This window comes from Vogesella margarita (genome assembly GCF_028548475.1).
Taxonomy (GTDB): Bacteria; Pseudomonadota; Gammaproteobacteria; order Burkholderiales; family Chromobacteriaceae; genus Vogesella; species Vogesella margarita.
Genome location: NZ_JAQQLE010000002.1, coordinates 445279 through 459046, shown reverse-complemented (window position 1 = coordinate 459046; position 13768 = coordinate 445279). Strand labels below are relative to the sequence as shown.

Here is a 13768-nt window from a genome sequence, read left to right as displayed (position 1 = left end):
CTATTTATCCCTTACTTGGAAATCGCGTCGATGCGGATTTCGGTGTAGTTCTGACGATGACCCTGATGCTTCTGGTAGTGCTTACGACGACGCATCTTGAAGATGCGGATCTTGTCGCCACGACCATGAGCAACCACGGTTGCCTTGACAGTTGCGCCCGCTACCAGAGGCGCGCCTACGGAAACTTGCTCACCGTCAGCAATCATCAGCACTTCTTCAAGTACGATCTGGCTGTCGACGTCTGCAGGTATCTGTTCTACTTTAAGTTTTTCGCCAACGGAAACTTTGTACTGTTTACCGCCAGTTTTTACGACCGCATACATTCGTATAGCTCCTAATATTCTTTCTTGCGCGCAGTGTGCGCGAAGAACGCGAAAATATACGCAAGTGCCTGATAGATGTCAATATTTTTGTCGACACTGCGTGGCAAACGTGTTTGCCGTGGCAACACAGCGGCCTTGTCTGCTAATATCGCGCGGTTTTCCCGACCATTTGAACCGGTAGCAATGTCCTCCACTCCGCTGTTTCGCACGCTGACCGCCGACGATATGCAAGCTGTCGACCAGGTCATCCGCACGCGCCTGCATTCCGACGTCGTCCTGATCCGCCAGGTAGCGGAATACATCATTTCTGCCGGTGGCAAGCGTCTGCGCCCGGTGCTGACGCTGATGGCCGGCCGTGCCATGGGTTACGGCGAGCCGTACCTGCACGAGCTGGCGGCGATGGTGGAGTTCATCCACACCGCTACCCTGCTGCACGACGACGTGGTCGACGAATCCGACATGCGCCGCGGCCGCCAGACCGCCAACGCCATGTTCGGCAATGCCGCCAGCGTGCTGGTCGGTGACTTCCTGTACACCCGCGCCTTCCAGATGATGGTCGCCAGCAACAATATGCGCATCCTGGAAGTGATGGCCGGCGCCACCAACATCATCGCCGAGGGCGAGGTGCTGCAGCTGCTGAACATCGGCGACACCAGCCTGACCGAAGAACAGTATCTGCTGGTGATCCAGTACAAGACCGCCAAGCTGTTCGAGGCCGCCACCCGCGTCGGCGCCATCATGGCCGGCGCCAGCGCCGAGCAGGAACAGGCGCTGGCCGACTACGGCATGCACCTGGGCACCGCGTTCCAGATCATCGACGACGTGCTGGACTACAGCGGCGACGCCGGCACCATCGGCAAGAGCGTCGGCGACGACCTGGCCGAGGGCAAGGTCACCCTGCCGCTGATCTACACCATGCGCCAGGGCAGCGAACAGGCCGCCACCACCGTGCGCGAGGCGCTGGAAGCCGCCAGCCGCGAGCGTTTCGGCGACGTGATGGCTGCGGTACAATCCTGCGGCGCGCTGGACTACGCGCGCGGCGAGGCGGAAAAAGCCGCCGAACGCGCCATCGCGGTGCTGGCCCCGCTGCCGGACAGCGACTACAAGACCGCGCTGGCGGAGCTGGCGCGACTGTCGGTACGCCGCGACGCCTGACCCCGTTTTACGTCTCCGTAGTTAAATGGATATAACAGCCCCCTCCCAAGCGATTCGGGAGGGAGCAAGAAACAAGCTAAGCTATTGATTTTTAAAATAACAATTCGTTGCAAATCCCTTTAAATCACCCCTAATCCAAGCCTGTCTTGGAACAAATTTGAATCAAGAAGAAGGGTAAGCAGTGGGCTGAAAACGACAACAGGTAGCACATGGCTACCTGTTTTTGTTTGTCGTGTCAGTCAGTGGCGTCCCCACCAGGAATCGAACCTGGATCTGATTCTTAGGAGGAACCTGTTCTATCCATTGAACTACAGGGACACACGACCAGCCTACTACTATAGCATTTGTGCTAGGCCTTAGACAAGAAGTGATATACAGATGGTGGATCAGCAACTTATTGATTATTTGAACGAAAGAACCAAAGGCAAGTTGCTAATGTTTCCGGAGCAACTCGCTGAAGAGATAGGCATTCCTTCCAAACAGTAATAAAAGCTCAGGAAGGAAGGCCGCTTTCCTAAGCTATGCTCTCATTGGTAGAGAACTTGAAGAACTATGCCTATAAGAAAGAATTGATGGAGAGCTTCCAGAAGAAGTTTCTGCCCAAAAAATAACTTCTTCCTCAGGAAGAAATATTTGAATGTGAGATGTTAATGGAACACGAAATCGACCTCTTTGGCGAAGTCAAACCAGTAGCCAAAAAGATATCTACAAAAGCCACGAAGGTGGCCAAGGAAGCTAGGTCAGGAACATTCACCGACAACATGAAACTACCCATTCACAGGTGGTTTAGGTATTCAGCCGGATTTTCTGCCGAATGGGCAAAAACGATCATCGAGCAAGAAAAAACCGGATCTAAGCTGACCGTGTTAGATCCTTTTGCCGGCTCAGGCACAACCTTGCTTGCAGCGGAACATGCCGGGGTTGAATCCTACGGGCTAGAAAGCCACCCCTTTGTGGCTAGAATTGCAAGTGCCAAATTACTTTGGCACAAAATTGACCCCAAGAAATATATTGAGGAAATTAATTTCCTCATTGAAAAATCAAAAGAAGGACAATCAGAATTTCCGCCAAATACATCTGAGCTTCTTGCGAAATGTTATTCAGACGACTCGCTAAACAAGCTATTTGCATTGAAAAGTGAGTTTCTCAAGAGAAACAAGGACACCCCTACCAATAAACTTGTCTGGCTGACCATTACTGCAATACTAAGAGCATGCAGTCATGCAGGCACGGCCCAGTGGCAATATATTCTCCCCAACAAAACAAAAGCAAAAGTTTTAGACCCGTTTAATGCCCTTTCAGCCAAAGCAGATCAGATCGTTCAAGATATTGAGTATGCGAAGAAAGAGTATTCGCCACTAGCCAAAATAATTCAACTAGATGCCAGACTAGCCTCTGAAATTCCAGAAAAATCAATTGACCTTGTGGTCACTTCGCCACCATACCCAAATAACTATGACTATGCCGATGCCACTCGCCTAGAAATGACTTTCTGGGGGGACATTAAAGGCTGGAGTGACCTTCATGAAAAAGTAAGAAAGCATATTATTAGATCGTGCTCACAGCACTCCGCTGCCGATCGCATTGATCTAAATAAGTTCCTTGAGTCGGAATTGTTAAAACCAATTTCAGATGAAATATCAGAGGTGTGCAATGAACTTGCTGAAGTAAGAAAAACGAAAGGTGGCAAAAAAACATATCACACAATGATTGCCGCCTACTTCTTAGATATTGCTCAGATTTTTCATCGGCTCCGTCCATTGTGTAAGGACGGATCAAGATTATGCTTTGTCGTTGGGGACTCCGCACCATATGGTGTTTATGTCCCCGCTGAAGAATGGCTCGGGAAGTTGGCAATTCATGCTGGATTCAAAAGCTACACCTTTGAAAAAATCCGCGATCGAAATGTCAAATGGAAAAATAGAAAACATGATGTCCCTCTGCATGAGGGGCGCCTTTGGATAGAGGGGTAAAAAATGGCAGACTCACCAGCACACAAGTTCGGGCAAATTATTGGGGATTTGCTTGAAGAAATTATGGCTCCACAACTTCAGAATTTTTGTAATGCACGAGGGTTGTACCTTGACAAAAAAGGCACAAGAGGTGCAGCAAGACCAGGTAAGAAAGTTACTTGGAAAGACAAGTTTGGCAACAATCACGATCTTGATTTTGTGATTGAAAAGGGGGGCACACCTCAACAAAAAGGTCGGCCACTAGCTTTCATTGAAGCTGCTTGGAGGCGATATACCAAACATTCACGAAACAAGGCTCAAGAAATCCAAGGAGCCATCCTGCCAATTGCGGAGAAACACTATTGGGATCAGCCATTTTTAGGAACTGTTTTGGCTGGCGAATTCACGGCTGGATCATTAACACAAATGCAGTCATCAGGTTTTAAGGTGATGTACTTTCCCTATGAAACCGTGGTTGCCGCTTTTGCATCAGTGGGCATTAATACTGAATTTGACGAATCCACACCTGACTTACATTTTCAAGGGGCAATCAATCAAATAGAAGCCCTAAATGCAAATCAACGAGCAAGCCTAAAGAGCAATCTTATTCAGCAAAATTCAAACCTGTTGACTGGTTTTCTCAACGACTTGAAAAACACCCTAGATCGACAGATTGATAGAATCATATTAATCCCGCTTCACGGTGGAGAAAATCAATTTCAATATATTGAAGAGGCTCTGGACTTTGTCAAAAACTACAACACTGACATGATCAGTGACGGCACTTTCAGAAAGTTCGAGATAATTGTTCGGTACAATAACGGAAATAGAATCGATGCACAATTCTCCAGCAAAGATGAAGTTTTTGTATTCTTGAACTATGTAGCTACTGCATAAGAAAACGGCTAGTCACACGACTAGCCATTTTCTTTTCGTTATATTCGGCACCACCCGGTTTTTAACAGGACACCCATTGACTTTATTTTAAATTATCACAGAAACATAATGCCATCTACAAAATTAATCATATTTGATTTTTGAATTGTCAATGCTGATTAAAATTTGATTGCTTTTGCTGATGAAGCAAGGGTATTTTTTATACCCTAGAAAAACAGATTGGAATATTACATACCGTCCACCGTACTTCTTTCGAGTCATCAAGCCTGAATTTGAAAAAAATTTGGAACATTTACGATAGTAAAATGTACTTGATCGCCGTAAGAGTATATGGCAAAATAAATATTTAGAATTATTATTCCCTCCTTAAATGGCAGTTACAGGTTCGATTCCTGTCGGGGATACCATCTCACCACCAACGCTACCGCCACCGGTAGCGTTTTGCTTATTACGGAAGCTTTCCCATGAACCTGCTGCAACGCCTTGGCCTGCTGATCATCCTCGGCATCGTGCTGGCCACCGCCATCAACCACTTCACCCGCCCGCAGGCGCCAAGCGACGCCGGCCACAACGCCAGCCAGCCGCAGTAAACCGGCATGCAGGCCCGCACCACCCTTGCCCACCTGCCGACCGTGTTCGGCCCCTGGCCCGAACACCCGCTGTACGCCGCCATCGCGCGCTGGCGCGACGCCGCCGCGAGCCAGGGTTGGCCGCAACAGGCCGACTTCGACCGCCTGATCGAACACGCGCGCGCCTGCGGCCAACCCTTGCCGCCGCGGCAGCGCTTCCTGCGCGACGCCGACCCCGAGCTGTACTACGAGATGCACATCGGCAGCACCGGCGAGGTGCCGACGCGCGGCGACAACTGGCACGACTGGTTCAACGCGCTGTGCTGGCTGAGCTGGCCGCGCAGCAAGCTGGCGATGAATGCAAGGCAGGTGGCGGCCATCAACGGCGACGAATTCCGCCGCGGCCCGCGCCGCGACGCCGGCACGCTGCTGGACGAGAGTGGCGTTGTCGTGCCCTACTGCGACCCGGCGCTGGCGCTGGCGCTGCACGACATGCAGTGGCGGACGCTGTTTGTCGAGCAGCGCGCGGCGTGGGGTACCCGCATCGGTGCCCATGTCATCGGCCACGCGCTGCTGGAACAGGGGCTGGCGATGCACATCGGCTGGTGCGGCAAGGCGCTGCTACTGCCGGTGGAAGAAGGATTTTTCCGGCTGGATGGCGCGGAACAGGTGGACATTCTGGACCGGATGCTGGCGGCACGGCTGACAGGCGACGACGACTTTGCCGCCAGCCCGCGCGAACTGCTGCCGCTGCCGCTGCTGGGTATCCCCGGCTGGTGGGACGCCAACCGCGACGCGGCGTTCTACGACAACACGGCCTACTTCCGCCCGACGCGGCGCGCGAAATCGGCCACCGAGATCGCTTCCAGCTCGCCCATCATCGGCTGAAACACCTCGGCCAGTCCGGCGGCGATGTCGTCGTCGCACTCGCGCAATTCCGGCCGGTACACGAACAGGCGGAACAGGTCGGCCAGTGCGATCGCCTCCGCGCGCCGGGTCAGCACCCAGGTCTCGCGCTGGCCGCACTGCACGTAGCCGGCGGCGGCGAGACGGTCCAGCACGTGGCCCAGCTCGTCGTAGCCGACCAGTACCTGCTGCCGCAGCGCCTCCGGCCGCAGCGCGCGGCCTTCGCCCTGCGCCTCGTCCAGCAACACCAGCAGCTCCACCGCGTCGAGGAAACGGCGCCGTGACTCGTTGCGCCGCTGCCAGGCGCGCCCCTCCCAGTACGACAGCGACGCGGTCAGCACCGCGCCGGTCAGCACCACCAGCCACAGGCAGAACAACCACAACAGCAGCACCGGCAGGCTGGCGAAGGCGCCGTACACCAGCTGGTAGCTGGCGATCTCGCCAATGTAGAAGCCGAAGATCAGCTTGGTGACTTCCAGCATCAGCGCGGTACACAGCGCGCCGAGCAGCGCGTGGCGGCGCGGCACATAGCGGTTGGGGACGATGCGGAACAGCAGCGCCAGCATCAGCGTGGTCAGCAACAGACCACCGCCGAACTGTAGCGCCTCGTCCAGCAGCGTGGAGTAGCGCTCGATGTGGGTGTACTTGAACAGCACGCGCCAGCCGAGCAGGCCGCCGCCCAGCGCCAGCGGCCCCAGCGTCAGTACCGTCCAGTACACCATGCTCTGCTGCAGCCACGGCCGCGCGCGGCGCACGCCCCAGATGCTGTTGAAGGTGCGCTCCACCGTGGCCATCAGCATCAGCGAGGTGACGCCCAGCATCACGATACCGGCGGCGGTGAGCTTTTCGGCGTTGTCGGCGAACTGGCGCATGTAGACGGTAATCACCTTGCCGGCGAATTCCGGCACCAGCGTCGACAGCAGCATCACCTTGAAGCGGGTGCTGTAGTCGCCGAACACCGGGAACGCCGACATCACCGTCAGCGCGATGGTCAGCAGCGGCACCAGCGCCAGCAAGGTGGTGAAGGTCAGGCTGCCGGCCACCTGCAGCACGCGCTGCTGCGCCAGCCGCGCGGCGACGAAACGGGCAAAACCGAGAAGGGGGAGAGAGGCAAACGACACGATCATCCGATCAAACACGCTAGAATCCAGCAATCCGCCAATGTTAACCCATAGGAATCCTCATGCACGACATTCTGGTCTTGTACTACAGCCAGCACGGCGCCACCCGCGAGCTGGCCCGCATGATCGCCCGCGGCATCGACAGCGTGGACGGCTGCCGCGCGCGCCTGCGCACCGTGCCCAAGGTCTCCACCGTGTGCGAGGCCACCTCGCCGGCAGTGCCGGACAGCGGCGCGCCCTATGTCGAGAAACAGGACCTGCAGGACTGCGCCGGCCTGGCGCTGGGCAGCCCGACCCGCTTCGGCAACATGGCGGCGGCGATAAAGTACTTCCTCGACGGCACCGCGCCGGAGTGGATGCAGGGCACGCTCGCCGGCAAGCCGGCCTGCGTGTTCACCAGCAGCAGCACCCAGCACGGCGGCCAGGAGTCGACGCTGCTGTCGATGATGATCCCGCTGCTGCACCACGGCATGCTGCTGCTCGGCCTGCCGTTCACCGAGCAGGCGCTGAGCCACACCCGCACCGGCGGCACGCCCTACGGCGCCAGCCATGTCGCCGGCCACGACAACAGCGTGGCGCTGAGCGAGGACGAGAAGCAGCTCGCCATCGCCCAGGGCCGCCGCCTGGCCGAGGCCGCGCGCAAGCTGGCCGCCTGATCGCGGATCAAGGTTGGCCGCAAGCGTTGCGGCCAACCCTGCGCCAGCCGTTCCTTTCTCCGCCCCGCATTTCCCGCCAAGCCGCGTTCGCGACGGAACCGCGCCCTCGCCCGCGCGGTCAAACCGACGCGAAACGGCTGGGCAAGCCCGCCGTCCGCATCCACAACAAATGGCCGCACCCCCGTCCGCCGCATGACGCGCGGGGCTAACGCGTGCCTGACATTTTCTACACACAAGGAGTCATCAACACCATGGAACAGGCCCTCCCCTCGATCGGATCGCCTTTCTTTTACGCAGTCTTTTTCGTGGCCGTGCTGCTCATGATCGCCGTCGACATGCTGGCGCTGAAGCAGAGCGGCTCCCACAAGGTGTCGATCAAGGAAGCCGGCATCTGGTCGGCGATCTGGGTCGGCGTCGCCTGCAGCTTCGGTGGCTGGCTGTGGTGGTATCTGGCCAATGATCCGGCCTACGGTCCCGCCATCGCCAACCAGAAAACGCTGGAGTACTTCACCGGCTACGTGATCGAAAAATCGCTAGCCGTCGACAACATCTTCGTGTTCCTGCTGATCTTCGGCTTCTTCAAGGTGCCGGTGGAGTACCAGCGCCGCGTGCTGCTGTACGGCGTGTTCGGCGCCATCGTGCTGCGCACGGTGATGGTGTTCCTGGGTGCGGCGCTGGTGAAGGAATTCAGCTGGATCCTGTACGTATTCGGCGCCTTCCTGCTGTTTACCGGCCTGAAAATGATGCTGCCGGAAAAGGAGGAAAAGGAAGACCTGTCCAATAACGCGCTGCTGCGCTTCCTGCGCCAGCACATTCGCATGACGACGGACTACCACGGCGAAGCCTTCTTCGTGATGAAGAACGGCCTGCGCTACGCCACGCCGATGTTCCTGGTGCTGGTGATGGTGGAGCTGTCGGACGTGGTGTTCGCGGTGGACAGCATCCCGGCCATCTTCGCGGTGACCATGGACCCGTTCATCGTGCTGACCTCCAACATCTTCGCCATCCTCGGCCTGCGCGCGATGTTCTTCCTGCTGGCGGACGTGGCGGACCGTTTCCACCTGCTGCGCTACGGTCTGGCGATCGTGCTGTCGTTCATCGGCGTGAAGCTGCTGATGCTGAAGTTCCTGCACATCCCGGTGGCGGTGTCGCTGGGCGTGGTGTTCGTGGTGATTGCAGGCTCGGTGATCGCCTCGCTGCTGTTCCCGAAAAAATCGGTCTGATTCCGCGTCCGCTGCGGCCAACCTTGCGACGATCAGGGTTGGCCGCAGTTTTTTTCCGTCGCGCCGCGCGCTTAATTGGCAAAATGGCCTTACGCCGGCCCGGCCCTGACGTATGATTTTGTCTGGCCAGAACGGTCTTGTCGGCAAAAATGATGCCGACAGCCTAAAAAGGATGGAAGCATCCCGAAATCTACCGATCGCCACCAGATCCGACTATGCACACGCCCCAACTGCCCGCAAACGAGTCCGACCGCCTGGCTGCCCTGCAGCGCCTGTGCGTGCTGGACACGCCCCCCGCCGCCGAGCTGGACCGCATCACCCGGCTGGCGCAACGCGTCTTCGGGGTCGATACCGCGCTGGTCTCGCTGGTCGACGCGCAGCGGCAGTGGTTCAAGTCGCGCGCCGGACTGGACGCGAGCGAGACATCGCGCGACATCTCCTTCTGTGGCCACGCCATCCTGCAGCAACAAGCGCTGCTGGTGAGCGATGCACGCCTCGATCCGCGCTTTGCCGACAACCCGCTGGTACAGGCGGCGCCACACATCGTGTTCTACGCCGGACAGCCGATCTTCTCCAGCGACGGCTACGCGCTGGGCACCCTGTGCCTGATCGACAGCAAGACAAGACAGCTCAGCGACAGCGAACGGCAAACGCTGCAGGACCTGGCGCACATGGTCGAACAGTATTTCTGGGGACTGGAGGCCGCGCAGGCGCTGCAACAACTGCAAGCCGAACTGGAGCAGCGCGTGCAGCAGCGCACGCTGGAGCTGGAAACCGCGCTGACGCAGCTGCAGCAGGAAATCGTGCAGCGCACCGCCTACGAAAGCGCGCTGCTGGCCGAGAAGGAGCATTTTCACGCCACGCTGGAAAACACCACCGACGCCTTCATCGAGATCGACGAGCAAGGCCAGGTCGTCAGCTGGAACCACGCCGCGGAGACCACCTTCGGCTGGTCGCGCCAGGAGGCCATCGGCCACAACCTGGCCGAGCTGATCATCCCGCCGCCACTGCGCGCCGCCCACCACGCCGGCCTCGGCCGCTTCGTGCGCACCGGCGAGCCGCGCATGATGGGACAGCGCGTCGAGGTCAGCGCCTGTCGCAAGGACGGCAGCCCCTTCCCGATCGAGCTGACGCTGAGCGCGATCCACAGCCAGGGGCGGACCCTGATCAATGCCTTCCTGCACGACATCTCGCAGCGCAAGGCCGACGAGGCCGAAATCCTCGACAGCCGCGCCCGCATCAGGATGATCACCGACAATGTGCCGGCCATCATCGCCTATATCGATACCGGACTGCGCTACCGCTTCGTCAACCTCGGCTACGAAAAATGGTTCGGCTGGAAGGCGGAGGCCATCACCGGCAGCAAGGTCGCCGACGTGCTCGACGATGCGGTGTACGCGGTGGCAAAACCGCACTTCGACAAGGTGCTGCGCGGCGAACAGAGCGAATACGAGGTGCAAATGCCCAGCCTGCACGGCAAGATCTGGGTGCATGTCACCCTGATCCCGCACTACAACCCGCAGCGGCAGCAGCAGGGCTTCTACGTGCTGGGCGTGGACATCACCGAGCGCAAGCAGCTGCAGGACCAGCTGCAGTTCGAGGCCTACCACGACTCGCTGACCGGGCTGCCCAACCGCCGCGCACTGATGCAGCACCTGCGCGAGGCGATGGCACGCAGCCGGCGCAGCGGCAAGAGCATGGCGCTGCTGTTTCTCGACCTCGACGGCTTCAAGGCGCTGAACGACCACCACGGCCACGACTTCGGCGACATGGCGCTGCAGCGCTTCGCCCGCGAACTGCGCGGCGCGGTGCGCGAAACCGATAGCGCCGCCCGCCTGGCCGGCGACGAGTTCACCGTCATCCTGGAAAACCTGGTGCAGCCGCAGCAAGACTGCGCACTGGTGGCCGGCAAGCTGCTGCAGCAGATCGCCGCCATCGACAGCATCGCCGGCGTGGCGGTCAGCCTGTCCAGCAGCATCGGCATCGCCCTCTACGACGGCCGCCACGACAGCAGCGCCAACACCCTGCTCAACGCCGCCGACCAGGCGATGTACCAGGCCAAGCATGCCGGCAAGAACGGCTTTGCCTTTTACGGCGACGGCACACCCTGAGCGCGGCGGCGAAAGCCGCCATGTCCGCTGGCCGCCACTTGCGCTTCTGGCATAATCGCAGACACCACACGATCCGGCCCGAGCACCGATGCAGCCAGCATCCGCCGGCCACCGCAGGTACGGGACCCGCGCCGGATCCAGCACATCCCCGGAGCCGTTGTCATGCTGCACTATCTGCCCGATTCACTCTACGTTCGCAATCGCCTGTCCCAGAGCAGCGACTTGGAGTTCTGGCTGACGCCGGCCGAAAAGCAAGCCCTGCAAGAAATCGCCCGCAGCCATTACCACGACCCGGCCCCCGCCTGCCCGGCCCGGCACGAAGAGGATCCGTTCCTGGCGCTGCCGTGGGCCTACGCCCGGCTACAGTGGCTGACCGAGCGCCTGCTCGACCACGACGACAGCGAGCAACAGCTGCGCGCGCTGGCCGGCAGCCTGCGCCGGCTGGCCGACCATGCCCCGGCGGCGACGCTGGCTGCCGGCCTGCTGCTACCCTATCCCCACTATGCCCACGCCCATTCCGTCCATGTCGCGCTGCTGGTGGCGCGGCTGGCGCAGCGGCTGGAGCTGACGGAAGCTGAAGGCGAATCGCTGGTCTGCGCCGCGCTGACGATGAATATCGCGATGGTCAGCCTGCAACAGCAACTCAGCCACCAGGCCGAGGCGCTGTCCACGTTGCAGACAAAACAGCTGCGCCTGCACCCGCTGGCCAGCTCCGCCATGCTGCGCGAAGCCGGCATCGCTGACGAGATCTGGCATCTGGCGATTCTGGAACACCATGAACAGTGGAATGGCAAGGGCTACCCGTTCGGGCTGCCCCGCAACAAGATCAGCCCCGGCGCCCACCTGCTGCATGTCGCCGATGTCGCCATGGCCCGGCTGCACCCGCGCCACTATCGCCGCCCGCAACTGCCCAAGAGCGCGATGGTGCAGCTGTTCAAGCAACGCGACACCCTGGCCGACGCCAGGCTGACCGATTGCCTGATCAAGGAGATCGGCCTGTATCCGCCAGGCAGCTTCGTCAAGCTGGAACAGGGCGACACCGCCATCGTGGTGCAGCACGGCGACGACATCACCACGCCACTGACAGTCCGCTTCGGCCGCGACGCCAATATGGTGCCGACGGCCAGCCGCATCGCCAGCCCGGCGCAAATGACGGTCGAGGCACGCCACCTGCCGGCGCTGGCCAGACTGTGGCAGTGCCAGGTCGACAGCCAGCCGGCCTGATCGATGACGCAGCCCGTGACAGCAGCCAGGCAAAGAGGGAGACAGCAGGAATACGCTTGCCGGCAAGCGTACGGTGGAAAAACAAAAAGCCCGGTCTGATGACCGGGCTTTTTGTCTGTATCTGTGGTGGGTCGTGCGGGATTCGAACCTGCGACAAACGGATTAAAAGTCCGCTGCTCTACCAACTGAGCTAACGACCCCCGTGAGGGTCCTGATGGTGGGTCGTGCGGGATTCGAACCTGCGACAAACGGATTAAAAGTCCGCTGCTCTACCAACTGAGCTAACGACCCATCAGGGTCTCGGTGGTGGGTCGTGCGGGATTCGAACCTGCGACAAACGGATTAAAAGTCCGCTGCTCTACCAACTGAGCTAACGACCCCCGAGAGACCGAAACTATACCGAAGCCGGTTTTTTGCGTCAAGATCTTCTTGATCAATAATTTGAAATTTTTGCTGTCCGCCAATATTCCGTAGCAAAAGACGCGCAAAAACAATTTTTGCGTCAAGGGCTTGAAAGAACTTCCGCAGCCACCCATGTCAAATAGGCCGGCAGCCCGGCCGCCAGCGGCAGCGCGACGATCTCCGGCACCTCGTAGGGATGCAGCTGCAGCAAGCGCGCCTGCAGCGCCGGATAGGCCGCCGCGGTGGTCTTGATCTGCAACGGCACCTCGCTGGCGTTTTCCAGCTTGCCCTGCCAGCGATACACTGAACGGCACGGCGCCATGATATTGACGCAGGCGGCGAGTTGCTCGCCGACCAGCGTCTCCGCTATTTGTTGTGCCAGTGCCGCATCCGGCACATTGCACAGCACCATGATCACTTCCATCTGGATACCTGTTTTATGCGTGCGTTTCTGATCGTATTGTTGCTATACCCGTTTGCCGAGATCTTCTCGCTGATCACGCTGGCCGACGCCATCGGCGGCGGCTGGACCATCGCCTGGCTGCTGTTCACCCTGCTGCTCGGCGTGTCGATGATGCGCAACAGCAAGCTGGCCAGCCTGCTGACCATCGGCTCGGTGCTCAAGCAGGGCCAGGTGTCGCTGCTCGCCCTGCTGTGGCCGCTGCGTGTCATGCTGGCCGGCCTGCTGTTCGCCATTCCCGGCCTGATCAGCGACGTGCTGGCCCTGCTGCTGATGTTGCCGTGGCGCGGCCCGACACTGGCAAACATGGCACCGCCGTCGCCACCGCCCACCGCGGACGGCAGCGCCGGCGGCGACATCATCGAAGGCGAGTACCAGCGCGTGGACAAGACCGTCGACCCCAATTCACGACTGCATTAAGGACTGCAGGCGCGCCAGCGCCGTGGCGGCATCGATGCCGCGGATGGCGACGATCTTGTGACGGTTGCGCTCGCCGCTGAGCAGCGTCACCGACGACTTGGACACCGCCAGTGCCTGCGCCAGCCACAACAGCAGCGCGGCATTGGCCTTGCCCTCCACCGGCGGTGCGGCCAACCTGATCTTCAGCGCGTCGCCGTGTTCGCCGGCCAACGCCGTCTTGCGTGCGCCGGGCTGCAGGTGCAGGGTCAGCCGGATACCGTCCGGCTGCGAAGTTAACCAGGGGTTCATGGCCTGCCCCACCTCAAAAAGGCCATTGTAAATCGGACGTATACTGCAACGACACCCATAA

General features: G+C 59.2%; 14 protein-coding genes and 4 tRNA genes. 10 read left to right on the top strand and 8 right to left on the bottom strand.

Annotation, left to right across the window (positions count from 1 at the left end):
• Positions 1-11 precede the first annotated feature (11 nt).
• Positions 12-323, bottom strand: coding sequence for a 50S ribosomal protein L21 (gene rplU, locus PQU96_RS04705; protein ID WP_272771084.1), 312 nt, complete (start codon positions 321-323; stop codon positions 12-14).
• A gap of 183 nt (positions 324-506) precedes the next feature.
• On the opposite strand from rplU, the gene ispB reads away from it, so the two are divergent.
• Positions 507-1478, top strand: a complete 972-nt coding sequence (gene ispB / locus PQU96_RS04700) for an octaprenyl diphosphate synthase (protein ID WP_272771083.1) — start codon at positions 507-509, stop codon at positions 1476-1478.
• Between the two features lie 243 nt (positions 1479-1721).
• Here the strand turns inward: ispB and PQU96_RS04695 are convergent.
• Positions 1722-1796: transfer RNA gene (locus tag PQU96_RS04695), tRNA-Arg, on the bottom strand.
• Positions 1797-2128: 332 nt separating this feature from the next.
• On the opposite strand from PQU96_RS04695, the gene PQU96_RS04690 reads away from it, so the two are divergent.
• The 4 genes from PQU96_RS04690 (at position 2129) to PQU96_RS04675 (ending at position 5784) form a co-directional block, all read left to right on the top strand.
• Positions 2129-3451 (top strand): DNA methyltransferase, encoded by a 1323-nt coding sequence (locus PQU96_RS04690; protein ID WP_272771082.1) that lies wholly within the window; start codon positions 2129-2131, stop codon positions 3449-3451.
• A gap of 3 nt (positions 3452-3454) precedes the next feature.
• Positions 3455-4327, top strand: a complete 873-nt coding sequence (locus tag PQU96_RS04685; protein WP_272771081.1) for a hypothetical protein — start codon at positions 3455-3457, stop codon at positions 4325-4327.
• 464 nt (positions 4328-4791) lie between these two features.
• Positions 4792-4917 carry a hypothetical protein gene (locus PQU96_RS04680; RefSeq protein WP_272771080.1) on the top strand — a complete coding sequence of 42 codons (126 nt, stop codon included), beginning with the start codon at positions 4792-4794 and terminating at the stop codon, positions 4915-4917.
• A 6-nt stretch (positions 4918-4923) separates the two neighbouring features.
• The gene (locus PQU96_RS04675; protein WP_272771079.1) at positions 4924-5784 is read left to right on the top strand and encodes a DUF3025 domain-containing protein; all 861 of its coding nucleotides are present in this window, start codon (positions 4924-4926) and stop codon (positions 5782-5784) included.
• Here the strand turns inward: PQU96_RS04675 and PQU96_RS04670 are convergent.
• Positions 5715-6941, bottom strand: coding sequence for a YihY family inner membrane protein (locus PQU96_RS04670; protein ID WP_272771078.1), 1227 nt, complete (start codon positions 6939-6941; stop codon positions 5715-5717). The two genes, PQU96_RS04675 and PQU96_RS04670, sit on opposite strands and share 70 nt — an antisense overlap.
• A 44-nt stretch (positions 6942-6985) precedes the next feature.
• Here PQU96_RS04670 and wrbA point away from each other — a divergent pair, with 44 nt between their 5' ends.
• The 4 genes from wrbA (at position 6986) to PQU96_RS04650 (ending at position 12137) form a co-directional block, all read left to right on the top strand.
• A complete protein-coding gene (gene wrbA / locus PQU96_RS04665) occupies positions 6986-7579 on the top strand; it encodes an NAD(P)H:quinone oxidoreductase (protein ID WP_272771077.1) in 594 nt (197 codons plus the stop codon).
• Between the two features lie 251 nt (positions 7580-7830).
• On the top strand, positions 7831-8802 hold the full coding sequence (locus PQU96_RS04660; RefSeq protein WP_272771076.1) for a TerC family protein: 972 nt from the start codon (positions 7831-7833) through the stop codon (positions 8800-8802).
• A 215-nt stretch (positions 8803-9017) separates the two neighbouring features.
• Positions 9018-10913 (top strand): sensor domain-containing diguanylate cyclase, encoded by a 1896-nt coding sequence (locus PQU96_RS04655; RefSeq protein WP_272771075.1) that lies wholly within the window; start codon positions 9018-9020, stop codon positions 10911-10913.
• Between the two features lie 162 nt (positions 10914-11075).
• Complete coding sequence (locus tag PQU96_RS04650; RefSeq protein WP_272771074.1) at positions 11076-12137, top strand: HD-GYP domain-containing protein; 1062 nt, start codon at positions 11076-11078, stop codon at positions 12135-12137.
• Between the two features lie 124 nt (positions 12138-12261).
• On the opposite strand, the gene PQU96_RS04645 is transcribed toward PQU96_RS04650, so the two are convergent.
• The 4 genes from PQU96_RS04645 to cutA form a co-directional block, all read right to left on the bottom strand.
• Positions 12262-12337: transfer RNA gene (locus PQU96_RS04645), tRNA-Lys, on the bottom strand.
• A 15-nt stretch (positions 12338-12352) separates the two neighbouring features.
• A tRNA-Lys gene (locus PQU96_RS04640) sits at positions 12353-12428 on the bottom strand.
• A gap of 13 nt (positions 12429-12441) precedes the next feature.
• Positions 12442-12517, bottom strand: a tRNA-Lys gene (locus tag PQU96_RS04635).
• A gap of 122 nt (positions 12518-12639) precedes the next feature.
• Positions 12640-12963 (bottom strand): divalent-cation tolerance protein CutA, encoded by a 324-nt coding sequence (gene cutA, locus PQU96_RS04630; RefSeq protein WP_047966605.1) that lies wholly within the window; start codon positions 12961-12963, stop codon positions 12640-12642.
• Positions 12964-12978: 15 nt separating this feature from the next.
• Here cutA and PQU96_RS04625 point away from each other — a divergent pair, with 15 nt between their 5' ends.
• A complete protein-coding gene (locus PQU96_RS04625; protein WP_272771073.1) occupies positions 12979-13419 on the top strand; it encodes an FxsA family protein in 441 nt (146 codons plus the stop codon).
• Here the strand turns inward: PQU96_RS04625 and PQU96_RS04620 are convergent.
• The gene (locus PQU96_RS04620; protein WP_272771072.1) at positions 13405-13707 is read right to left on the bottom strand and encodes a DUF167 domain-containing protein; all 303 of its coding nucleotides are present in this window, start codon (positions 13705-13707) and stop codon (positions 13405-13407) included. The genes PQU96_RS04625 and PQU96_RS04620 overlap by 15 nt on opposite strands.
• Positions 13708-13768 lie beyond the last annotated feature (61 nt).

Bases quoted from the DNA above. Each gene is read 5' to 3' on its own strand.
- wrbA (WP_272771077.1), top strand. From the start codon at position 6,986: ATGCACGACATTCTGGTCTTGTACTACAGCCAGCACGGCGCCACCCGC.
- PQU96_RS04620 (WP_272771072.1), bottom strand. From the start codon at position 13,707: ATGAACCCCTGGTTAACTTCGCAGCCGGACGGTATCCGGCTGACCCTG.
- PQU96_RS04660 (WP_272771076.1), top strand. From the start codon at position 7,831: ATGGAACAGGCCCTCCCCTCGATCGGATCGCCTTTCTTTTACGCAGTC.
- PQU96_RS04625 (WP_272771073.1), top strand. From the start codon at position 12,979: ATGCGTGCGTTTCTGATCGTATTGTTGCTATACCCGTTTGCCGAGATC.
- PQU96_RS04685 (WP_272771081.1), top strand. From the start codon at position 3,455: ATGGCAGACTCACCAGCACACAAGTTCGGGCAAATTATTGGGGATTTG.
- PQU96_RS04655 (WP_272771075.1), top strand. From the start codon at position 9,018: ATGCACACGCCCCAACTGCCCGCAAACGAGTCCGACCGCCTGGCTGCC.
- ispB (WP_272771083.1), top strand. From the start codon at position 507: ATGTCCTCCACTCCGCTGTTTCGCACGCTGACCGCCGACGATATGCAA.
- PQU96_RS04675 (WP_272771079.1), top strand. From the start codon at position 4,924: ATGCAGGCCCGCACCACCCTTGCCCACCTGCCGACCGTGTTCGGCCCC.
- cutA (WP_047966605.1), bottom strand. From the start codon at position 12,963: ATGGAAGTGATCATGGTGCTGTGCAATGTGCCGGATGCGGCACTGGCA.
- PQU96_RS04680 (WP_272771080.1), top strand. From the start codon at position 4,792: ATGAACCTGCTGCAACGCCTTGGCCTGCTGATCATCCTCGGCATCGTG.
- PQU96_RS04690 (WP_272771082.1), top strand. From the start codon at position 2,129: ATGGAACACGAAATCGACCTCTTTGGCGAAGTCAAACCAGTAGCCAAA.
- PQU96_RS04650 (WP_272771074.1), top strand. From the start codon at position 11,076: ATGCTGCACTATCTGCCCGATTCACTCTACGTTCGCAATCGCCTGTCC.
- rplU (WP_272771084.1), bottom strand. From the start codon at position 323: ATGTATGCGGTCGTAAAAACTGGCGGTAAACAGTACAAAGTTTCCGTT.